The organism is Geodermatophilus sp. SYSU D00705, assembly GCF_054050135.1.
The window spans coordinates 219,318-239,946 of the sequence record NZ_JBJGYT010000004.1 but is presented as its reverse complement, the minus strand read 5'-3'; the positions used below and the strand labels follow the sequence as shown (position 1 = coordinate 239,946).

The following is a 20,629-nucleotide window of genomic DNA, read 5'->3' as shown; positions in this document are numbered from 1 at the left end:
CGTGCCGCCGTCTGTGCCGTCAGCGGGGGATCCGGCCGCCCGGGCGTGTCGGTCGGGTCAGGGCTTCCAGGCCATCAGCACGGCCACGGCGACCAGGAGCAGGGAGACCACGCCCGAGCCGGCGGCGATGCGGCCGTAGAGCGCCGTGGCGGGCCGCCCCTGGGCGAGCTCGGCCGCCGCGCGGGTCAGCGACGGGACGACCAGCACGAGGCTTCCCACGAGGGCGAGCAGGTACAGCACGATCGACAGCCACAGCCAGGTCCGCGACAGCGGGATGCCCTCGACGCCGGAGACGCCGAAGCCGAACACGGCCACCGCCAGCGAGGCCCAGGTGAACACCTTCGTCGAACGGGTCAGCACTCCGACCGCGGGGGCGTTGCCGGCCCGCAGCGCGCGCAGGGCGGTCTGCGGGAGCAGGGCCATCGGCCCGATGAGGAAGACGGCGCTGACGACGTGCAGGACGGCGAGGACGGTGCCCATGCCCCCACGCTAGGAGACCCCGGCCGCCACTCCTCACGACACGGCCGTTGAGGAGCGATCAGTCGTCTTCGTCGTCGTCCGTGCCGCCGCGGGCCAGCCAGGTGGCCAGGCGCTCGACCGGCACCTCGAAGTCCGGGTGCTGGTCGACGAAGGCCTGCATCTGGTCCGCGAGCCAGGCGAGGGTGACCTGCTCCTCGCCCCGCCGGTCGGCGAGCTCCTCGAGACCCCGGTCGGTGAAGTACACGCAGCAGAACCTACGACGCCCGGCCACCGACTGGGTCGGCGGCCGGGCGTCGGCGGGGTACGGGGTGGCTCAGCGGGCGAAGGCGTCCGCGACGAGCTGCCGCTGCTCCGCCTCGTGGACCTTGGCCGAGCCGACGGCCGGGCTGGCCGAGGCGCGGCGGCTGACCCGCCGCAGGTTGCGGCCGGCCGGCAGGTGCTCGGGCAGGTTGACCGCCATGAACTGCCAGGCGCCCATGTTCGCCGGCTCCTCCTGCACCCAGACGACGTCCGAGGCGTTCGGGTACCGCTCCAGGGCCTGGGCGATCTGCTCGGCCGGCAGCGGGTAGAGCTGCTCGACCCGCACGACCGCGACGTCGGCAGTGCCCTCGGACTCACGCTGGGCGAGCAGGTCGTAGGCGACCTTGCCGCTGCACAGCAGCACCCGGCGGACGGCGGCGTCGTCGAGCGGGTCGCCCCCGACGCCCGGGTCGGGCAGCACCGGGCGGAAGGTCTCCTCGGTGAAGTCCGCGACCGGGCTGACGGCGGCCTTGGCCCGCAGCAGCGACTTCGGCGTGAACACGACCAGGGGCCGGTGCACGTCCGACAGCGCCTGGCGGCGCAGCAGGTGGAAGTAGTTCGCCGGCGTCGAGCAGTTGGCGACGGTCATGTTGTTCTCCGCCGACAGCTGCAGGAAGCGCTCGATGCGGCCGCTGGAGTGGTCCGGGCCCTGACCCTCGAGGCCGTGCGGCAGCAGCAGGACGACGCCGGACCGCTGGCCCCACTTGGCCTCGCCCGAGCTGATGTACTCGTCGATGACCATCTGGGCGCCGTTGACGAAGTCGCCGAACTGGGCCTCCCAGAGCACCAGTGCCTTCGGGTTGGCCAGCGAGTAGCCGTACTCGAAGCCCAGCGCCGCGTACTCGCTGAGCAGGGAGTCGTAGACGAAGAACTTCGCCTGCTCCTCGGACAGGTGGGCCAGCGGCGTGTACTCCGCGGCGGTCTCCCGGTCGATGAGCACCGAGTGGCGCTGCACGAAGGTGCCGCGGCGGGAGTCCTGGCCGGCCAGCCGGACCGGGATGCCCTGCATGAGCAGCGACCCGAAGCCGAGCAGCTCGCCCATGGCCCAGTCGATGCCGCCCTCGCTCACCATCGCCGCGCGCCGCTCCAGCAGCCGCTGGAGCTTCGGGTGGACGGTGAAGTCCTGGGGCAGCGAGACGTGCGCGTCGCCGATCGCCTTGAGCACCTCGGTGCTGATCGCGGTGGCGACGGTGCTCGACTCCTGGGCCGGCTGGTCCATGGCCGGCTGCGCCTTCGGGGTCTCCTGGGTGTCGTGGGTCTCGGCGAAGGCGCGCTCCAGCTGCCCGCGGTAGTCCTTGAGCGCCTCCTCGGCCTCGGCCAGCGTGATGTCCCCGCGGCCGATGAGCGCCTCGGTGTAGAGCTTCCGGACCGAGCGCTTGCGGTCGATGATGTCGTACATCAGCGGCTGGGTCATCGACGGGTCGTCGCCCTCGTTGTGCCCGCGACGGCGGTAGCACACCAGGTCGATGACGACGTCCTTCTTGAACTCCTGCCGGTACTCCACCGCCAGCCGGGCCACCCGCACGCAGGCCTCGGGGTCGTCGCCGTTCACGTGGAAGATGGGCGCGCCGATCATCCGCGCGACGTCGGTGGAGTAGAGGCTCGAGCGCGACTGGGCCGGGCTCGTGGTGAAGCCGACCTGGTTGTTGATGACGACGTGCACGGTGCCGCCGGTGCGGTAGCCACGCAGCTGCGAGAGGTTCAGCGTCTCGGCGACGACACCCTGACCGGCGAACGCCGCGTCACCGTGCAGCAGGACCGGCAGGACGGTGAAGCCCTGCTCGCCCTTGTCGATCATGTCCTGCTTGGCCCGCGCGATGCCCTCGAGGACGGGGTTGACCGTCTCCAGGTGCGACGGGTTGCTGGCCAGTGAGACGGCGATCTCGGCGTCCGGCCGGAACGGGTTGCTGAACCTGCCCTCGGCGCCGAGGTGGTACTTGACGTCGCCGGAGCCCTGGACGGTGCCGGGGTCGATGTTGCCCTCGAACTCGCCGAAGATCTTGGCGTAGCTCTTGCCCAGCACGTTGGCCAGCACGTTGAGGCGGCCGCGGTGGGCCATGCCGATCGCGACCTCGTCGAGCTCGTGGTCGGTGCCGGCGATGAGGACCTCGTCCAGCAGCGGGATGACCGACTCGCCCCCCTCGAGGCTGAACCGCTTCTGCCCGACGTACTTGGTCTGCAGGAAGGTCTCGAACGCCTCGGCGGCGTTCAGCCGGCCCAGGATGTGCTTCTGCTTGTCACGGTCGGGCTGGTCGGCCTTGAGCTCGACGCGCTTCTGGATCCACTCGCGCTCTTCGGGGTCGGTGATGTGCATGTACTCCACGCCGACGGTGCGGCAGTAGGAGTTGCGCAGCACGCCCAGCACGTCGCGCAGGGCCATGAGCTTCTCGCCGGCGAACCCGCCGACGGGGAACTTCCGGTCGAGGTCCCACAGCGTCAGGCCGTGCTGGAGGATGTCGAGGTCCGGGTGGCTGCGGACCTTGAACTCCAGCGGGTCCGTGTCGGCCATGAGGTGGCCGTTGCGCCGGTAGGCCTCGATGACCTCGATGACCCGGGCTTCCTTGTCGATCTGCCCCTCGCGGCTGACCCGCACGTCGGGCATCCAGCGCACCGGCTCGTACGGGATGCGCAGCGACCGGAAGACGCCGTCGTAGAAGCCGTCCTCGCCGAGCAGCAGCTGGTGCAGCCGGCGCAGGAAGTCACCGGACTGGGCGCCCTGGATGATCCGGTGGTCGTAGGTGGAGGTCAGCGTGATGATCTTGCTGACCGCCATCTCGGTGAGCGCCTCGGGGCTCATCCCCTGGAACTCCGCCGGGTACTCCATCGCGCCGACGCCGACGATCGTGCCCTGGCCGGCGGTCAGCCGCGGCACCGAGTGGTTGGTGCCGATCGTGCCCGGGTTGGTCAGGCTGATCGTGGTGCCGGAGTAGTCCTCGAGGGTCAACTTGCCGGCGCGGGCGCGGCGGATGACGTCCTCGTAGGCGGCCCAGAACTGGGCGAAGTCCATCTCCTCGGCGGCCTTGATCGAGGCGACGACGAGGGAGCGCGAGCCGTCGGGCTTGGGCAGGTCGATGGCCAGGCCGAAGTTCACGTGCTCGGGCTGCACCAGGGTCGGCTTGCCGTCGACCTCGGTGTAGGAGGCGTTCATCTCCGGGAAGTCGTCCAGGGCCCGGACCAGCGCGTAGCCGATCAGGTGGGTGAACGACACCTTGCCGCCGCGGGCGCGCGCCAGGTGGTTGTTGATGACGATGCGGTTGTCGACCAGCAGCTTCGCCGGCACCGCCCGCACGCTGGTCGCCGTCGGCACCGTCAGCGACGCGTTCATGTTCTTGACGATGCTGGCGGCCGCGCCGCGCAGCGGCGTGCGCTTGGGGCCCTCGCCGTCGGCGGGCTTCGGGGCCGTCTTGGCGGCGGGCTTCGGGGCGGGGGCGGCCGGCTGTTGCTGGGCGGTCCGCTCGGCGGCGCGGGTCACGACGGTGTCCTCGGTCTTGGGCTCGACGGAGGCCGCGCGGGACGGTGCGGCGCCCCCGGTGGCCGGCTGCTGCGGCTGGGGTGCCGGGGCCTGCGGCGCGGGGGTGGTCACCTCCTGCGACGGCGACGGGGTGGCGTAGGAGGTCGCCGGCGGCGTGGACCCGCCGTCGGGGGAGGCGGCGGGTGCTTCACGGTCGTCGCTGGCTGCCACGGGGCTCCCCGGCCGGTAGTCGGCGAAGAACTCGTGCCACGCCTGGTCCACGCTGGACGGGTCGGCGAGGTACTGCTGGTACATCTCCTCGACCAGCCACTCGTTCGTGCCGAACCCCGCCACCGGCGAGGAGGACGGATTGGCGGACGGCCGGGATGAGCTCACGCTTGACACGGGGTCGAGTGCCTTCTTCGTCGTCGGTGGACGTCTCTGGACCGGGCGGTCAGTCTACGCCCGTCCCGTGGCCCTGACCGGCCGTGCAGCCGCACGTCGGCAGGCCAGGGGCGGGAGCGGGGGCATCGGGGGAGGTGCTCAGTCGGTCGCGCCGCGGGCGACGAGGAGGTCGGCGACGGCGTCGTGGGCGGTCGCCTGACCTGCGTCGGCGCGCCGGTTGCGGGCCGCGGCCACCCGGCTGATGTCCAGGGCGCTCGCGCCGTCGTTGGTCGTCGCGTTGACGTCGGCGCCGGCGTCGAGGAGGGCCCGCACGACCTCGGGCGCGTCGCCGTCGACCCCGGCGGCCACCGCGGCGTGCAGCGGGGACCGGCCGGTGTCGGGGTCGCGGCGGTCGACGTCGGCGCCGGCCGCCACCAGCAGCCGGACCAGCTCCAGGTGGCCGCCGGCCGCGGCGGCGTGCAGGGCCCCGCCGTCGGCGTCGGCCCCCCGGTCGAGCAGCGCCAGCGCGGTGCCGGCCGCGCCGCCGGCCGCCGCCCAGGTCAGCAGGTGCACCCCGGTGACCGGGTCGGCCAGCGGGGTGCCGCGGTCGAGCTCGGCGGTGAGCTGGTCGACGTCGTCGAGGTGGGCCGCGCTCGGCGCGTCCAGCGGGGCGCCCAGCTCGCGCAGCACCGCCACCAGGTGCGGGGCGGACTCCAGTGCCACGTGCAGCGGCGTCCGGTCGTGCTCGGTGCGCGCGCCGAGGTCTGCGCCGGCGGCCACCAGCTCCCGGACCACCTCGATCTGCGCCTCGGCGACGGCCACGTGCAGCGGCGTCCACCCGCTCTGGCCGGCCCGCTCCAGGGGGGTGGACAGCAGTCGCGGCGAGTCGCCGACGGCCGTGCGGACGGCGGCGGTGTCGCCCTCGGCGATCAGCCGGCCCAGCCGCTGTGCGGTCATGCGGACGGTCATCGGGGGATCCCCGTTCGTGGTGTCGGGTGTGTGCGGGTGCGGCGGCGTCCCGCAGGTCAGGCGACGTCGCGCCGGACCGCCAGCAGGGTGCCCAGGAGGGCCGCCACGAGACCGTATCCGAGGAGCAGGACGGCGCCCTGCCAGGGCTCGAGGAGGTCGGGCCCCTGGAAGGTCGCCGTCATGGCCTCCAGCCCGCCGCCGGGCAGCCACTTGTAGGCCGGTGCCGTCGCGGGGATCGACCGGATGATCGGCTCGACCACGAACAGGTAGACTAGCCCGCCGACGATGGCGCCGACCTGGTTGCGCAGGAGCGCGCCCAGGCCGACGCCGATGACGGCGTAGATGACCAGCGCCAGCCCGCTGCTGGCCAGGATCCGCAGGTTGTCCCCGGTCAGCGACGGCGCCGAGCCCTCGGCCCCGGCGTGGACGAGCACCACCAGGTAGTTGACGGCCAGGACGGCGAGCGCGAAGGGCACCGCCGCCAGCGCGTAGCCGACCAGCTTGGCGACGACGACGGAACCGCGGCGGGGCGTGGTGAGGAACGTCGGGGTGGCGGTCCGGTGCCGGTACTCCTGGGTCATCCCGATGATCCCGAGGATGAGGAAGAGCACCGTCACGTTGGAGGCCGTGGCGAGGACGAGCTCCTCGTACTGCTCCGTGCCGACCGCGGGCAGCCCGCTCTCGGCGTCGCCGGCGAAGGAGGTGAACAGGATCGCGAAGCCGGCGACCATCACGCAGGCGCCGAGCAGCAGCCCCATCCACACGCGCGTGGTGAACAGCTTGGTCCACTCGGCGCGGACGAGCGCGGTCATCGTGACGCTCCCTGCGTGGTGGTGTCGGTCGAGGAGGCCGCGTACTGCTCCTGGCCGGCGGTGAGCCGGAAGTACAGCTCCTCCAGGCCGCTGGACTCCGCCCGCAGCTCGTGCAGCTCGAGGCCGGCCTGGAAGGCTCGGGCGCCGACCTCGGCCGGCGTCGCGCCGGTGACCGTCACCAGGCCGTCGTCGCCGCCCCGGACGCCGAGCCCCGCGGCCCCCAGGACCTCGGCCAGCCGCGCCACCTCCGGGCTGCGGACGAGCACCGCGCCCTCGCCCTGGGCGCCCGAGCGCAGCTCGGCGATCGAGCCCTCGCGGACCAGGCGCCCGGCGCCGACGATGACCACGCGGTCGGCGGTGTGCTCCATCTCCGACAGCAGGTGGCTGGAGACCAGCACCGTCCGGCCCTGGTCGTGGGCCAGGTGGCGGATGAAGCCGCGCAGCCACTGGATGCCCTCCGGGTCCAGCCCGTTGGCCGGCTCGTCGAGCACCAGGACCGACGGGTCGCCGAGGAGCGCGGTGGCCAGCGCCAGCCGCTGCCGCATGCCGAGCGAGTAGCCGCCCGCCCGGCGCCCGCCCGCGTCGGACAGGCCGACCTGGGCCAGCACGTCGTCGGCCCGCGACAGCGGGAGCCCCGCGGCGCGGCAGTACACGCGCAGGTGGTTGCGACCGGAGCGGGCCGGGTGGAAGGCCGTCTCGAGGACCGCGCCCACGGTGCGCACCGGGGTGGGCAGGGAGGTGTAGGGGGCGCCGTTGAAGGTCGCCGTCCCGGAGTCGGGGCGCTCGAGGCCGAGCACCATGCGCATCGTCGTGGTCTTGCCGGCCCCGTTGGGGCCGAGGAAGCCGGTGACCGAGGCGGGCTCGACGGTGAAGGTGAGGTCGTCGACGGCGCGGACGGCGCCGAAGGTCTTGGTGAGTCCGCGGACCTCGACCCGCACGGGATCGGGGCGGGCGGTGGTGCCGGGGTGGATGGCGCTCTCCTCGCGATCGGGGGGCCGGACGGCGCGTCCATCCAATCGCACGGGGACGGCGACACGGCAGTCCCGCCGGGCGTGGCGGACCCTGGTGACGCCGCGCACACACGGTGCTGAGCAGGTAGGTTGCCTGCCCGTGAGCGCCTATCGCACGGTGGTCGTCGGTACCGACGGGTCGGAGTCCTCCCTGCGCGCGGTGCGCCGCGCCGGCGCGCTGGCCGGGGCCTGCGCCGCCCGGCTGGTCATCGTCTGCGCCTACCTGCCTCCGCGGGTCGACGACCGCGAGCTCCAGGAGGCGAGGGACGTCTTCGGGGACGACGCCTACCAGGTGATCGGCTCGGGGCCGGCCGAGGAGAAGGTGCGGGTCGCGGCCGAGCGCGCGAAGGAGGCCGGCGCGACCGACGTCTACCCGATCTCCGTCGTCGGCTCGCCGGTGGAGACGCTGCTGGACGTCGTCGGCCGCGAGCAGGCCGACCTGCTCGTCGTGGGCAACCGCGGACTCAACAGCCTCAAGGGCCGGCTGCTGGGCTCGGTCCCCTCCGACGTGACCCGCCGTTCCCCGGTCGACGTGCTGGTCGTGCACACGACGGGCTGAGCGCTGCCCGACACCGGACCCGAGGGCGTCCCGGGCGTCCCGGACGCCCGCGAGGCGCTGGAACGGCTGCTGCTCGGCGGCCCGCGCCGCTACACGCGGCTCCAGGTGGCCGAGCAGGCCGGCATGCCGGCCCGGCGCACCCAGCGGCTGTGGCGGGCGCTGGGCTTCCCCGACGCCGCCGACGACGACCTGGTCTTCACCGACGCCGACGTCCAGGCGCTCGGGCTGCTGTCGTCCCTGATCGACGCCGGCTTCGTCGACGAGGGCACCGAGGCCTCCATCGCGCGGGCGATGGCGCAGTCGCTGGCCCGGCTGGCCGACTGGCAGACCGACATGCTCGCCGAGACCCTGACGCGCGAGGCCGGGGAGCAGGGCGCCGTCGACGTCGAGCGGGCCGCGGAGAGCACCCGGCGGCTGCTGCCCCTGCTGCGGGCCGTGCAGGACTACGTGTGGCGGCGGCACCTGGCGGCCAACGCCGAGCGGCTGCTGGGCGCCGCAGGCGCGGGCGATCGACGCGAGCTGTCGGTGGGTTTCGCCGACCTGGTCGGCTACACCACCCGCAGCCAGGGCATGAGCGCCCGCGAGCTCGGCGGGATGGTCGAGGACTTCGAGGCCATCGCGGCCGAGGTGATCGCCCGGCACCACGGCCGGGTGGTCAAGTCCGTCGGCGACGGCGTCCTCTACACGGCGGGGTCACCGGTCGACGCGGTGGAGATCGGGCTGGAGCTGCCCGAGGCCTGGCACGCGGAGGACCGGCCGCCGCTGCGGGTCGGCGCCGCCCACGGCACGGTGCTCACCCACCTCGGCGACGTCTACTCGCCGGTGGTCAACCTGGCCAGCCGGCTGACCTCGATCGCCCGCCCGGAGACGCTGCTGGTCGACCGCGAGCTGGCCCGGCGGCTGCACGCACAGCCGCGGTACCGGGTGCGCCCGCTGCGCCGGGTCTCGGTGCGGGGCTACGACGAGCTGCAGCCGTGGCTGGTCCGCCGGCGTCCGCCCGGCGAGGAGGACAACGCCCTGGAGGGCATGCTCGACGAGATGGCCGCCGACGTCCTGGGGGGTGGCCGGGAGGACGACGAGGGGCCCTGACGGCGCGGTGAGAGGGTGGGGTGCGTGAGTGCCACCCTCGTCGCCCGTGGGCTGGCCGCCGGCCACGGTGCCCGCGTCCTGTTCTCCGACCTCGACCTCGTCGTCGCACCCGGCGACGTGGTCGGGCTGGTCGGCGTCAACGGCGCTGGGAAGTCGACGCTGCTGCGCACCCTCGCCGGGGAGTTGCCCGCGGGGTCCGGCAGCGTGACGGTGAGCCCGCCGACGGCGACCCTCGGGTACCTGCCGCAGGAGCACGAGCGGCGTCCCGGGGAGACGGTGCGGGCCGCGCTGGCCCGCCGCACCGGGGTGGCGGCCGCGCAGGCCGCCCTCGACGCCGCCACCGAGGCCCTCACCGCAGGGGCGGCCGGTGCCGACGACGCCTACGGGGAGGCGCTGGAGCGCTGGCTGGCGCTCGGCGGCGCCGACGTCGACGAGCGGGCGGAGCTGGTGGTCGCCGAGGTGGCGCCGGGGGTGTCGCTGGAGGCGCCGATGACCGGCCTCTCCGGCGGGCAGGCCGCGCGGGTGGGGCTGGCCGCGCTGCTGCTGTCGCGCTACGACGTCCTCCTGCTCGACGAGCCGACCAACGACCTGGACCTCGTGGGCCTGGAGCAGCTGGAACGGTTCGTCGCCGATGCCCGCGGCGGGATCGTGGTGGTCAGCCACGACCGTGAGTTCCTGGCCCGCACCGTCACCCGGGTCGTCGAGCTCGACCTCGCCCAGCAGCTGGTGCGGGTGCACGACGGTGGCTACGAGGCCTACCTCGTCGAGCGGGAGGTCGCCCGCCGGCACGCCCGCGAGGAGTACGAGGAGTACGCCGAGACGAGGGCCGGGCTCGAGGGACGGGCCCGCATGCAGCGCAACTGGATGGCCAAGGGCGTGCGCAACGCGGTGCGCAAGGGCGATCCGGACAAGAACATCCGGGCCCACCAGCGGGCCACCGCGGAGAAGCAGGCGGCCAAGGCGCGCCAGACCGAGCGGCGGATCGAGCGGCTGGAGGTGGTCGAGGAGCCCCGCAAGGAGTGGGAGCTGCGCATGGAGATCGCCGCCGCACCCCGGGCCGGCGCCGTCGTGGCCACGCTGTCGGGCGCGGTGGTGCGGCGGGGGAGGTTCACCCTCGGGCCGGTGGACCTGCAGGTCGACTGGGGCGACCGGGTGGCGATCACCGGCCCCAACGGCGCGGGCAAGTCGACCCTGCTGGCCACGCTGCTGGGGCGGGTGCCCCTGGACGAGGGGCGGGCCGCGCTGGGGCCGTCGGTGCGGATCGGTGAGATCGACCAGGCCCGGCAGGCGTTCCTCGGGTCGGAGACGCTGCTCGAGGCGTTCTCCGCCGAGGTCCCCGACTGGCCGACCGCCGAGGTGCGCACCCTGCTGGCCAAGTTCGGGCTGACCGCCGAGCACGTGCTGCGCCCCGCCGACACCCTCTCCCCGGGGGAGCGGACCCGCGCCGGGCTGGCCCTCCTGCAGGCCCGCGGGGTGAACGTCCTGGTGCTCGACGAGCCGACCAACCACCTGGACCTGCCGGCGATCGAGCAGCTCGAGCAGGCGCTGGCCGGCTACGAGGGCACGCTGCTGCTGGTCACCCACGACCGGCGGATGCTCGACGCGGTCGCGACCACCCGCCGGATCGCGGTCGACGACGGGCGGGTCGTCGAGCGCTGAGGGCGCACGCCGGGTCACCACCACACGCCGGCCGACGACGCCGCGCCCGGCCGCGGGTCTGACCGCCGCCGGACGGGGTCGCCCCGGCCAACCACCGCACTACCGTCGGCGGCTCCGCACCGCACGTGGGGAGAGGCCATGACACACGGCGTCGCACTCGCAGAGATCCACCCGGCCCTCGAGGCCCGGCACAACGACCAGGACCTGGAGGGCCTCCTGGCGCTCTACGCGCCGGACGCCGCCCTGGTGGAGCTGGACGGCAGCACGGCCACCGGGCCCGAGGCGATCCGCGCGGCGTGGGCGGGGATCCTCGAGATGAAGGGCCGGATGACGGTCCGCAGCCGCTACGCCATCGAGGCGGGTGACCTGGCGATCCTCAGCAACGAGTGGACGCTCACCGTGGGCGACCAGTCGATGTCGGCCATCACCGCCGAGGTCGCCCGGCGGCAGCCCGACGGCAGCTGGCTGTACGTCGTCGACCACCCGTTCGCCAGCCTCGAGGCCGAGGAACGCGCCGCGCTGGCCGCCGCCGTCGCCGGCTGAGCCGGGCATCCTCAGCGCGGCCCGGGCACCGCCACCCGCACCGGGGGTCGAGGGCCGGCCTCCAGCTCGGCGGCCACCGCGTACTCGGCCAGGGTGGCGAGCTCGTCGGCGGTCGCGCCGGTCGAGCCGAGGGCGGGCAGGGGCTGCACCTCGACGACGACGTCCCGCGCGGTGCCGATCCAGCGCAGTGCCGCCAGCAGGGAGCGGCCACCGGGCGCCGGCGGCGGGGTGCCGCCGTCCCCCTGGTAGCGCAGCGCCACCGGGCACACCGGGGCGCCGGTGTCGGCGGCGGCGGCGAACAGCTCGGGGGAGAAGCGGCCCAGCGTCGCCCGCCCACCGGCCGGGAGCTCGGGGCGGACGAGGACCGACGTCCCGCGGGCCAGCGCGGCGCGGACCGCGGCGACGGTCGCCGGGACGGTGCGGACCGGCACCCCGGCCACCCGGTCCGCGCCCGCGACGAGGGCCCCCGGGACGGCGGTGAGCACCACCAGCGGGTCCAGCGGCGACACGGAGTTGGTCACCAGGAGAGCGCCCGGTCCGTGGCCGGTCCGCGGCCAGGCGACCGCCGGCGTCCGCACGGCGACCCGCACACCGAGGCCGGTCAGCAGCCGCGCGGCACCGCAGACCGCCCGGTGCCGGGCGCTGCCGGGGCGCAGCCGTTCCGCGGCGAGCACGGCACCGGAACGCAGCAGGCGGGAGCGGTCGGGCGGCAGCACGTCGGGTCGGGGCACCACGGACCTCCGGAGGGCTCAGGGCCCGGGCGGCCCCGCGTGCGCCGAGCGTGACCGGCCGAGGTGACCTGCCGATGACGGTCAGGGAGCGACCGGGGGTCGGTCCGGGGACGGTCGCGCTGCCACCCGCCCGGTGAGGGCGAGGGTGAGGGCGGCGAGGACGGCCAGGCCGGCGAGCAGGGCCGCGTACGGCACGAACGCCGCCAGCGCCGCGAGGACGACCGGGGCGGCGAACCCGAGGTAGGTCAGCGCGTAGTAGACGGCGGTCAGCCCGGCCAGCTCGCGGGGTGGGGCGACGCGCTGGGTCTCCAGCAGCCCGGCGACCAGGCAGAGGCCGTAGCCGCAGCCCAGCGTGACCGCGGCGAGCGCGACGAGCACCGGCTGCGTCCAGGCGGCGGCCAACGCCGCGACGAGCAGTCCGGCCACGACGGCGACCATCCCGAGCGCCGACGCCCGGCGGGTGTCGGCCGCCGCCAGCCGGCGGGCGAGGGGCTGGACCAGGACGCCGCTGCCGAGGGTGACGCCGGCGACGGCGGCGTTGAAGGCCACCGTCCAGCCAGCGGTCGACTCGCGCACCAGCCCCGGCAGGACGGCGATCGAGATCGTCGCCACGCCGAACACCCAGGGGGCCACGGGCGCCACGTGCCGGCGGAACCGGCGGTCGCGGGCCGACGGCACGCGCATCCGCGACCACAGGGAGCCGGTGTCCGGCCCGGCGTCGGCCACCGTCTCCGGCGCCCGCCACAGCGGCACGAGGACCGCGAGGACGACGGCCAGGTGCGGGAGGTAGGCCGTGACCAGCGGTGCGGGCGCCCACTGGCCGATCAGCCCCGCGACGACCGGGCCCAGACCGAAGCCGGCGGTGAGCGACATGGCCGCCCGGCGCGCGCCGGCGCCGACCGGGGCGGCTGGGTCCCAAGGCGAGGTCGACAGCTCCTCCACCCACGCGCTGCCCGCGGCGAACGCGGCGCCGCTGGCCAGGCCGGCGAGGAACCGGCCGGCGTAGAGCGCGGGCAGGCCCTCGAGCAGCAGCACCAGCGTCGCGACCAGCGAGACCAGCAGCGCGGCGCGCAGCACCGGTGCCCGCCCGTGCCGGTCGGAGACGGGGCCGAGGACCAGCAGCGCCGGGATCAGGCCGAGGGCGTAGACGCCGACCAGCGCGTCGACGGTGGCCACCGACAGCCCGCTGCGCTCCCGGTAGGCCACCAGCAGGCTGACGAACTGGTTGGCACCCCAGCCGATGGCGAACAGCGTCGCCGCGACCGGCACCCACGGACGGCCCGGCCGGCTCAGGGCGCGCCGTCCCCGAGGGTGTCGGTCAGGCCGACGGCATCCATGCCCGCCCAGGTGTCGCGGACGTGGTGGGCCAGCACCAGCAGGTCGCGCAGCTGCCCGTCGCGGTCCCGGATGTGGTCGACCAGCAGCGCCTCCCCGCTGAAGCCCAGGTCGGTGAAGAGCGCCAGCGCCGCGCCCTGCTCGGCGACGACCTCCACGACCAGCTTGGTGGCCCCGGACTCGACGGCCTGGGCCAGCGCGTGCCGGGCCAGGGCGCGGCCGAGCCCGGTGCCGCGGCTGTCCGGCGCGACGACCAGGCGCACCTCCCCGACGTGGTCGGACCAGCCCGGCAGTCGCAGCACCGCCACGTAGCCGGTCACCGCCGCGTCGGCGTCCAGGGCGACCCAGCGCCGGACGCCGGGGGTCCCGCCGGCCGCCCACCCGCGGACGACGTCGGGGTCGGTGACCTCTTCCCGGATGAACGTGCGGTCGCCCTCGGGCAGGCCGCCGAAGAACCGCAGCAGCGCGTCGCAGTGCGCGTCGGAGAGCTCCACGACCTCGGTCACCGCGCGGCCCCCACGGGTTCGCTGCGCCGGCGGAGGAAGTCGATGATCGTCGGCACCGTCGTCCGGGCCGCCGTCCGGCCGACGACGAGGCCCATGTGCCCGGCCGCCAGCCGCAGCTCGTGCTTGTCGGGGGAGCCGACCAGGCCGATCAGCGGCGCGGTCGCCTCGGGCGGCACGATGTGGTCGCGGTCGGCGCGCACGGTCAGGAACGGCACGCGGACGTCGGAGAGGTGGACGCGGTCGCCGCCGACGGTGAGCCGGTCGGTGACCATCCCGTTGTCGCGCACCAGCATCCGCACCGTCTCCTCCGCCGCGGCGCCCGGGAAGGGCACGTGGTCGTCCGACCAGCTGGTCATCGCCTGGTACGCGGCGACGTACTCGTCGTTCCAGAGCCGCTCCCACAGCGTCACGTACCGGGTCACCTCCGAGGTGGGGGTCAGCGCGCGGAAGCCCCGCAGCACCACCTGCGGCGGCACGTTGCCGGAGGCGTCGAGCACCGAGGAGACCTCCAGGCCACCGACCCGGAACAGGTCGGCCAGCGGGCCCATGTGCCGGAAGTCCACCGGGGTGGCCAGCACGGTGAGGCTGCGCAGCGGGGAGTCGGGGGAGTGCGCGGCGTGCAGCAGGGCGAGGTCGCCGCCGAAGCAGTAGCCGACCATCGTCACCTCGTCGGCGCCGGAGACCTGCCGCACCCGCTCGATGCCGGCGGGGATGTAGTCGTCGACGTAGTCCTCCAGCGTGTTGGCCGCGTCGCGCTCGTCGGGCTCGCCCCAGTCGAGCAGGTAGACGTCGAAGCCCGCGGCCAGCAGGTGCTCCACGAAGCTGTTGCCCGGCGTCAGGTCGAGGACGTAGCTGCGGCTGACCAGGCTGAACACGATCAGCAGCGGCGGGGAGTACCGCACGTCCTCGTTGCGGTAGTGCCACAGCTGGGTGCGGCCGCGCTGCCAGACGACGTCCTTGGGGGTCAGCCCGACGCCGGGCCGGTCCAGCCCGCCGACCAGCTTGAGCCCGTTACGGGCGCGGAGGGCGTTGCGTTCGACGTCCCGCCGGACGCGGTCGAGGACCGTCTGCGGGCTCGGCACTGTCGGCATGGCTCTCCTCGGACGGGCGGCGTCTCTCCGCCTCCAGCTGCAGGGTCAGCCGCCGGACCTCCCGGTCCAGCGCACCGACCTGCGCGCGCAGCCGGCTGACGTCGGTGCCGGCCGGCAGGTCCAGCAGGTGCCAGAAGCGGGTGGTGGCCCCGCGCGCGGAGCCCCGGGCCACGGTGGTGGCCCGGCGCAGCAGCGCGGCGCCGATGGAGAAGGCGTCGCTGCGGACGAACTCCTCGGCGCGCGGGGTCACCCGCCGCTCGGCGGCGTCGAAGGCCTGCCGCCACAGTGGCGGTCGGGCGTCGGCCACGGTTCCTCCCCGGTGGGTGGCTCAGGTGAAGGCGCCGACGCCGGTGATGTCGCGGCCGACGATGAGGGTCTGCACCGTCTCCGTGCCCTCGAAGGTGTGGATCGCCTCGATGTCGGCCATGTGCCGGATGACGTGGTTCTGCAGCAGGATGCCGTTGCCACCGAGCATGTCGCGGGCCTCGGCGAGGATGTGCCGCGCCGTCCGGGTGTTGTGCATCTTGGCCAGCCCGGCGACGGTGGGGGAGAGCCGCCCCGCCTCGGCCAGCCGGCCGATCTGCATGCAGTAGAGCTGCATGCCGGTGAGGTCGGCGAGCATCCGCACCAGCCGCTCCTGGATGATCTGGAAGCTGACCAGCGGCTTGCCGAACTGCCGGCGCTCCTTGGCATAGGTCAGCGCGGCCTCGTAGCCGGCGGTCGCGTGGCCCAGCGCCATCCACGCGCAGGCGCCGCGGGTGGTGGCCAGGATCCGCCCCGTGTCGGCGAAGCTGTGCGCCTCCTGCAGCCGGTTCTCCTCGGGCACCCGGACGCCACGCAGCTCGATCTGGGCCTGCCAGATCGACCGCAGCGACACCTTCCCCGTGATGACCGTCGCCTCGTACCCGTCGGCGGGCGTCTCGACGACGAAGCCCTTGACCTGGCCGTCGGCCGCGTCCCGCGCCCACACGACGACCAGGTCGGCCAGCGAGCCGTTGCCGATCCACCGCTTGGCGCCGTCGATCACCCAGGTGTCGCCCTCGCGGCGGGCGGTGGTCTCCAGGGCGACGGAGTCCGAGCCGTGCTGGGGCTCGGTCAGCGCGAACGCGCCGGTCTTCTCCAGCGTCGACATCCTCGGCAGCCAGCGGGCCTTCTGCTCCTCCGAGCCGCACATGTCGATCGACTGCATGGCCAGGCCGGCGTGCACGCCGACGAACGTGCCCAGGCTGCCGTCGCCGCGGTGCAGCTCCATCTGCACCAGCCCGGCGGCCATCGGGCTCAACTCCGCCGCGCCGTAGCCCTTGATGCTGCCGCCGACGATGCCGAGCTCGGGCAGCCGGCGGATCAGCGGCCACGGCACCTCGGCGCGCTCCCAGTAGTCCCCGGCGACCGGCAGCACCTCGCGGTCGACGAACCGGCGGACGGTGATGAACTTCTCCCACTGCTCCTCGGTGAACTGCTCGCGCACCGAGAAGAAGTCGGTGCCCAGGGCCTCGCCCAGGTGGCTGGTGTCCAGCTGCTGCGTCACTTCACGACCTCCTGGGGGACCTCGACGGCGCGGCGCAGGATCTTGCCGGTCGGGCCCTTGGGCAGGGTCTCGACCAGCCAGACGTGCCGCGGGTACTTGTAGGCGGCGACCCGCTCCTTCACCCAGGCCTGCAGCTCGGCGGGGTCGGCCTGCGCGCCCGGCTTGAGCGCGACGGCGGCGGCCACCTCCTCACCCAGCTCGGGGTGCGGGACGCCGACGCACGCGGCCTCGGCGACCGCCGGGTGCTCGTAGAGCGCCTCCTCGATCTCCCGCGGGTACACGTTGTAGCCGCCGCGGATGATCATCTCCTTCTTGCGGTCGACGATGGCGTAGTAGCCGTCGGCGTCCCGGCGGGCGAGGTCGCCGGTGCGAAACCAGCCGTCGGGGATGGCCTTCGCGGTCTCCTCGGGCCGGTTCCAGTAGCCCTTCATGACGTTCTCGCCGCGGATCGCGATCTCCCCGACGTCCCCCTCGCGGACGTCGCGGCCCTCGTCGTCGACCAGGCGCATCTCCACGCCGCGGATCGGGGTGCCGATCGTGCCCGGCTTGCGCTCGGCGTGCGGGTGGTTGAACGACGCCACCGGCGAGGTCTCCGACAGCCCGTACCCCTCGAGCACGATGCAGCCGAAGGTCTCCTCGAAGCTGCGCATCACCTCGACCGGCATCGCGGACCCGCCGGAGATGCACACCCGCAGGCTGGAGACGTCGGCGTGGCCGGCGTCGGGGGAGTGCAGCATCGCGGCGAACATCGTCGGCACGCCCTCGAACACCGTCACCCGGTCCCGCCCGATCACCTGCAGCGCCTTCGCGCCGTCGAACCGCGGCAGCAGGGTCAGGCACGACCCGGCCAGGACGGCGGCGTTGAGCGCGCAGGTCAGCCCGAAGACGTGGAACAGCGGCAGGCAGCCCATGACGACGTCGTCCGGCGTGCCCTCCAGCAGCGTCTCCTGCGTGGTGCGGGCGTTGCCGCGCAGGTTGGCGTGGGTGAGCTCGGCGCCCTTGGGCGGCCCGGTGGTGCCCGAGGTGTAGAGGATGACCGCCGCGTCGTCGTCGCCCCGGTCGACCACGTCGCCGTCCGGGGTGCCGCGCAGCGCCTCCCCGGGGCCGGCCGGCCCGACCGTCACCGCCTCGATCCCGACGACGCCCGCGGCCTCGGTCGCGGCGTCGGCGACGGAGTCCAGGGCGACGACCAGCCGGGCGCCGGAGTCGCGCAGGTAGTACTCGACCTCCCGGGCCTTGAGCAGCGGGTTCATCGGGACGACGGCGGCGCCGGCCAGGAGCGCCCCGTAGAAGACGACCGGGAAGCTCAGCACGTTGGGCAGGACCAGCCCGACGCGGTCGCCCGGTGCCACCCCGCGGTCGCGCAGGCCGGCGGCGACCGCGGCGGCGTCGTCGCGGAACTGCGCGTAGGTGAGGACGGCGTCGTCCATGCGCAGGGCGGTGCGGTCGCCGTGCGCCGAGGCCGTGTCGAGCAGGTGCTGCGCGAGGTTGGTCATCGGCGGGCTCCCTCTCCTGGGGCCGGGTGCTCGGCATGGGGGAGGGCCCCTACCCGGCTGGGATGTGGTCTACCCCACACCCCCGGCGAGGTGGCGCATCGGGGCTGCGACCGACAGGCTCGCGACCGGAAGGTCACCGACGACGGGAGCGCACGTGAGCGGCAGGACGATCCTCGACATGTTCCGGCTCGACGGCCGGGTGGCGATCGTGACGGGGGCGTCCTCCGGGCTGGGTGCCGTCTTCGCCCGGGCGCTGGCCGAGGCCGGCTGCGACGTCGCCCTCGGTGCCCGGCGCGAGGACCGGCTCGCCGGCACCCGGGAGGCGGTCGAGGCTGCCGGACGCCGGGCGATCACCGTGCGCACCGACGTCGCCCTGCCCGAGGACTGCCAGGGGCTCGTCGACGCCACCATGGCCGAGTTCGGGCGGGTCGACGTCCTGGTGAACAACGCCGGCGTCGGCACCGCCGTCCCGGCCACCCGCGAGACCCCGGAGCAGTTCCGGTCGGTCATCGACGTGAACCTCAACGGCTGCTACTGGATGGCGCAGGCCGCCGCGCGGGTCATGCAGCCGGGCAGCTCCATCGTCAACATCTCCAGCATCCTGGGCCTGACGACGGCGGGGCTGCCGCAGGCGGCCTACGCGGCCAGCAAGGCCGGCCTGATCGGGCTGACCCGGGACCTCGCCCAGCAGTGGACCGGCCGCCGGGGCATCCGGGTGAACGCGCTGGCGCCGGGCTTCTTCGAGTCGGAGATGACCGACCAGTACCCGGAGGGCTACATCGAGGGCCAGCTCTCGCGCGTGCTGGCCGGCCGCAAGGGCGACCCCGACGAGCTGGCCGCGGCGCTGGTGTTCCTGGTCAGCGACGCCGGCGGCTACGTCACCGGCACCACGCTGCCGGTCGAGGGCGGCCTGCTCACCAGCTGAGACGGCCGAGGCCCTGCCGGCACCGGGGGTTCCCGGGCCGGCAGGGCCTCGACGTGTCCTGCTGGAGTGCCCCCGGCAGGATTCGAACCTGCGCACCCGCCTCCGGAGGGCGGTGCTCTATCCCCTGAGCTACGGGGGCTCGCGGTGGGGCGAGGAAGAAGTTACCAGCCCGCCCCGGACCGGCCGACGGCGGCTCTCAGGGAGCCGGCAGCGGGGTGCCGCCGCGGGCGGTGAGCATCCGCGTCATCGTCGTCACCTCGGCGGTCTGGGTCTCGGCGATCGAGCGGCCCAGCGTCGCGACGGCGGGCACGGTGGCGTGCTCGGCGGTGTACTCCGCCATCTCCCTGCCGCCCTGGTGGTGGCGGATCATCAGCCGCAGGAACTGGACGTCGAACGCGGTGCCCGACAGGCCGCGCAGCTCGGCCAGCTCCTCCTCCGTGGCCATCCCGGGCATCAGCCCGCCCGCCGCGTCGTGGCCGTGCGCCATCGTCGGGTCGTCCATCCAGGCCATCGTGTCGCCGCCCGACGGCGGCAGCCCCCACAGCGACAGCCAGCCCTGCATCCGCCCCACCTGGTTGGTCTGCGTCGCGGAGATGTCGAAGGCCAGCTGCCGCACCTCCGGGTCGGTGCTGCGCTCCAGGGCCAGGTTGGCCATCTCCACCCCCTGCAGGTGGTGGCGCGCCATGTCGCGGGAGAAGCCGGCGTCCACGGAGTCCGCCGTGGGGGTGGCCGGGGTGTCGTCCCGGCCGATGCCCAGGGCGACCGCCACCCCGCCCCCCAGCAGCACCAGCCCGACGGCGATCACCGCCAGCAGCGCGCTCCGCAGCCCCCGGCCCCGCGAGGCAGGGCCGGCGGTCACGGGGTGCCGGTCTCGGCCCCGGCCTCCGGAGTGGTCGGGGCGTCGGTCGTCATGGCCTCGGTGCCGCGGCTGCCGTCGTCCACCGTCAGCGGGTCGCTGATGAACTGCGGGTTCTCGCAGCTCGCGCCCACCTCGGGGTAGAACTCGGCGTTGAAGGTCATGAAGTCGGCGTACTGCACGATCCGCGGGTCGGTCACCGAGTCGACCTTCAGCTGGTGGTTCCACGACTGCAGGCTGATCGCGGAGTCCTGGCCGGCGTAGGGCGACAGCATCCGGCCGGACTCCTCGGCCACGTCGGCCAGCGTGGCGACGTCGTCCGCGGAGAGGGCGTCGGGGTCGTAGGTGATCCAGACCGCGCCGTGCTCCATGCTGTGGACGGCGTTCTCGTGCCGGATGTCGACGTCGTAGACGGTGCCGGTGCAGTCGGCCCACTCGCCGTCGTGCGGACCGCCCACCGGCGGGGACTGCTCGTACTGCACGGGCGTGGTGACGTGCTCCTGCCCGGCGTCGTAGTCGAAGGTCTGCACGCCGGCGATCTCGTCCACCGAGTCCACCCGGGCCTCGTCGGCCTCGCGCACCTGCACCACCGCGTAGGTGATGACGGCGGCGGCGAACACCACGACGGCCACGGCCGCCGCGATCAGGCCCCACGGACGCTGCGGGCTGACCACATTGGTCACCGGGGGCCGGGTGCGACCGCCCTTGCCGCCGGCGCCCGGCCGGCCGCCGGTACCCGGCTTGCCGGACCCGCCGCGCGCGCGGCCGTCCTGGGGCTTGCGGTCGTTGGCCACGGCCTGCTCCTCGTGCTCGGTCCTCGGGGACCGCGCGATGCGTCCGGCCGGGCGCACCGCCCGCGCCGGACACCGGCCCCGGGGGATCGGGCCGTGTGCCCCTCCCCGGGA

General features: G+C 74.5%; 20 protein-coding genes and 1 tRNA gene. 5 read left to right on the top strand and 16 right to left on the bottom strand.

Annotated elements, in window-relative coordinates; all coding sequences use genetic code 11:
• Positions 1-57: 57 nt before the first annotated feature.
• The 6 genes from ACI78Q_RS05360 to ACI78Q_RS05335 all read right to left on the bottom strand — a co-directional run bounded on the left by ACI78Q_RS05360 (position 58) and on the right by ACI78Q_RS05335 (position 7,334).
• Complete coding sequence (locus ACI78Q_RS05360; protein ID WP_456922284.1) at positions 58-480, bottom strand: DUF2269 family protein; 423 nt, start codon at positions 478-480, stop codon at positions 58-60.
• A gap of 58 nt (positions 481-538) precedes the next feature.
• On the bottom strand, positions 539-724 hold the full coding sequence (locus ACI78Q_RS05355) for a DUF6104 family protein (RefSeq protein WP_456922283.1): 186 nt from the start codon (positions 722-724) through the stop codon (positions 539-541).
• 69 nt (positions 725-793) lie between these two features.
• Positions 794-4,627 (bottom strand): multifunctional oxoglutarate decarboxylase/oxoglutarate dehydrogenase thiamine pyrophosphate-binding subunit/dihydrolipoyllysine-residue succinyltransferase subunit, encoded by a 3,834-nt coding sequence (locus tag ACI78Q_RS05350; protein ID WP_456922282.1) that lies wholly within the window; start codon positions 4,625-4,627, stop codon positions 794-796.
• 147 nt (positions 4,628-4,774) lie between these two features.
• Positions 4,775-5,584, bottom strand: a complete 810-nt coding sequence (locus ACI78Q_RS05345; protein WP_456922281.1) for an ankyrin repeat domain-containing protein — start codon at positions 5,582-5,584, stop codon at positions 4,775-4,777.
• 56 nt (positions 5,585-5,640) lie between these two features.
• Positions 5,641-6,396: an ABC transporter permease gene (locus ACI78Q_RS05340; RefSeq protein ID WP_456922280.1), complete on the bottom strand. Its 756-nt coding sequence runs from the start codon at positions 6,394-6,396 to the stop codon at positions 5,641-5,643.
• Entirely contained in the window at positions 6,393-7,334 is a 942-nt protein-coding gene (locus ACI78Q_RS05335) for an ABC transporter ATP-binding protein (protein ID WP_456922279.1), read from the bottom strand. The genes ACI78Q_RS05340 and ACI78Q_RS05335 overlap by 4 nt, the downstream gene beginning before the upstream one ends.
• 172 nt (positions 7,335-7,506) lie before the next feature.
• Between ACI78Q_RS05335 and ACI78Q_RS05330 the strand changes: the two genes are divergently transcribed.
• From ACI78Q_RS05330 to ACI78Q_RS05315, 4 genes are all read left to right on the top strand, one after another.
• Positions 7,507-7,965 carry a universal stress protein gene (locus ACI78Q_RS05330; protein ID WP_456922278.1) on the top strand — a complete coding sequence of 153 codons (459 nt, stop codon included), beginning with the start codon at positions 7,507-7,509 and terminating at the stop codon, positions 7,963-7,965.
• A 105-nt stretch (positions 7,966-8,070) separates the two neighbouring features.
• A complete protein-coding gene (locus tag ACI78Q_RS05325; RefSeq protein WP_456922277.1) occupies positions 8,071-9,054 on the top strand; it encodes an adenylate/guanylate cyclase domain-containing protein in 984 nt (327 codons plus the stop codon).
• A 24-nt stretch (positions 9,055-9,078) separates the two neighbouring features.
• Complete coding sequence (locus ACI78Q_RS05320) at positions 9,079-10,713, top strand: ABC-F family ATP-binding cassette domain-containing protein (protein WP_456922276.1); 1,635 nt, start codon at positions 9,079-9,081, stop codon at positions 10,711-10,713.
• Between the two features lie 138 nt (positions 10,714-10,851).
• A complete protein-coding gene (locus tag ACI78Q_RS05315) occupies positions 10,852-11,256 on the top strand; it encodes a YybH family protein (protein WP_456922275.1) in 405 nt (134 codons plus the stop codon).
• Between the two features lie 11 nt (positions 11,257-11,267).
• On the opposite strand, the gene ACI78Q_RS05310 is transcribed toward ACI78Q_RS05315, so the two are convergent.
• The 7 genes from ACI78Q_RS05310 to ACI78Q_RS05280 form a co-directional block, all read right to left on the bottom strand.
• Positions 11,268-11,987 carry a hypothetical protein gene (locus ACI78Q_RS05310; protein ID WP_456922274.1) on the bottom strand — a complete coding sequence of 240 codons (720 nt, stop codon included), beginning with the start codon at positions 11,985-11,987 and terminating at the stop codon, positions 11,268-11,270.
• 81 nt (positions 11,988-12,068) lie between these two features.
• Entirely contained in the window at positions 12,069-13,256 is a 1,188-nt protein-coding gene (locus ACI78Q_RS05305) for an MFS transporter (protein WP_456922273.1), read from the bottom strand.
• 20 nt (positions 13,257-13,276) lie between these two features.
• On the bottom strand, positions 13,277-13,828 hold the full coding sequence (locus tag ACI78Q_RS05300) for an N-acetyltransferase family protein (RefSeq protein WP_456922272.1): 552 nt from the start codon (positions 13,826-13,828) through the stop codon (positions 13,277-13,279).
• Positions 13,825-14,919: an alpha/beta fold hydrolase gene (locus ACI78Q_RS05295; RefSeq protein ID WP_456922271.1), complete on the bottom strand. Its 1,095-nt coding sequence runs from the start codon at positions 14,917-14,919 to the stop codon at positions 13,825-13,827. Before ACI78Q_RS05295 ends, ACI78Q_RS05300 begins: the two co-directional genes overlap by 4 nt.
• Positions 14,840-15,226 (bottom strand): hypothetical protein, encoded by a 387-nt coding sequence (locus ACI78Q_RS05290; RefSeq protein ID WP_456922270.1) that lies wholly within the window; start codon positions 15,224-15,226, stop codon positions 14,840-14,842. The genes ACI78Q_RS05295 and ACI78Q_RS05290 overlap by 80 nt, the downstream gene beginning before the upstream one ends.
• A 21-nt stretch (positions 15,227-15,247) precedes the next feature.
• Complete coding sequence (locus ACI78Q_RS05285) at positions 15,248-16,447, bottom strand: acyl-CoA dehydrogenase family protein (protein ID WP_456922269.1); 1,200 nt, start codon at positions 16,445-16,447, stop codon at positions 15,248-15,250.
• Positions 16,444-17,943: a long-chain-fatty-acid--CoA ligase gene (locus ACI78Q_RS05280; RefSeq protein ID WP_456922268.1), complete on the bottom strand. Its 1,500-nt coding sequence runs from the start codon at positions 17,941-17,943 to the stop codon at positions 16,444-16,446. The genes ACI78Q_RS05285 and ACI78Q_RS05280 overlap by 4 nt, the downstream gene beginning before the upstream one ends.
• Positions 17,944-18,097: 154 nt before the next feature.
• Between ACI78Q_RS05280 and ACI78Q_RS05275 the strand changes: the two genes are divergently transcribed.
• Complete coding sequence (locus ACI78Q_RS05275; RefSeq protein WP_456922267.1) at positions 18,098-18,868, top strand: SDR family NAD(P)-dependent oxidoreductase; 771 nt, start codon at positions 18,098-18,100, stop codon at positions 18,866-18,868.
• Positions 18,869-18,935: 67 nt separating this feature from the next.
• On the opposite strand, the gene ACI78Q_RS05270 is transcribed toward ACI78Q_RS05275, so the two are convergent.
• The 3 genes from ACI78Q_RS05270 to ACI78Q_RS05260 all read right to left on the bottom strand — a co-directional run bounded on the left by ACI78Q_RS05270 (position 18,936) and on the right by ACI78Q_RS05260 (position 20,518).
• Positions 18,936-19,007: transfer RNA gene (locus ACI78Q_RS05270), tRNA-Arg, on the bottom strand.
• Between the two features lie 57 nt (positions 19,008-19,064).
• Positions 19,065-19,727: a DUF305 domain-containing protein gene (locus tag ACI78Q_RS05265; RefSeq protein ID WP_456922266.1), complete on the bottom strand. Its 663-nt coding sequence runs from the start codon at positions 19,725-19,727 to the stop codon at positions 19,065-19,067.
• Positions 19,724-20,518: a DUF3105 domain-containing protein gene (locus ACI78Q_RS05260; RefSeq protein WP_456922265.1), complete on the bottom strand. Its 795-nt coding sequence runs from the start codon at positions 20,516-20,518 to the stop codon at positions 19,724-19,726. The genes ACI78Q_RS05265 and ACI78Q_RS05260 overlap by 4 nt, the downstream gene beginning before the upstream one ends.
• Positions 20,519-20,629: the final 111 nt, after the last annotated feature.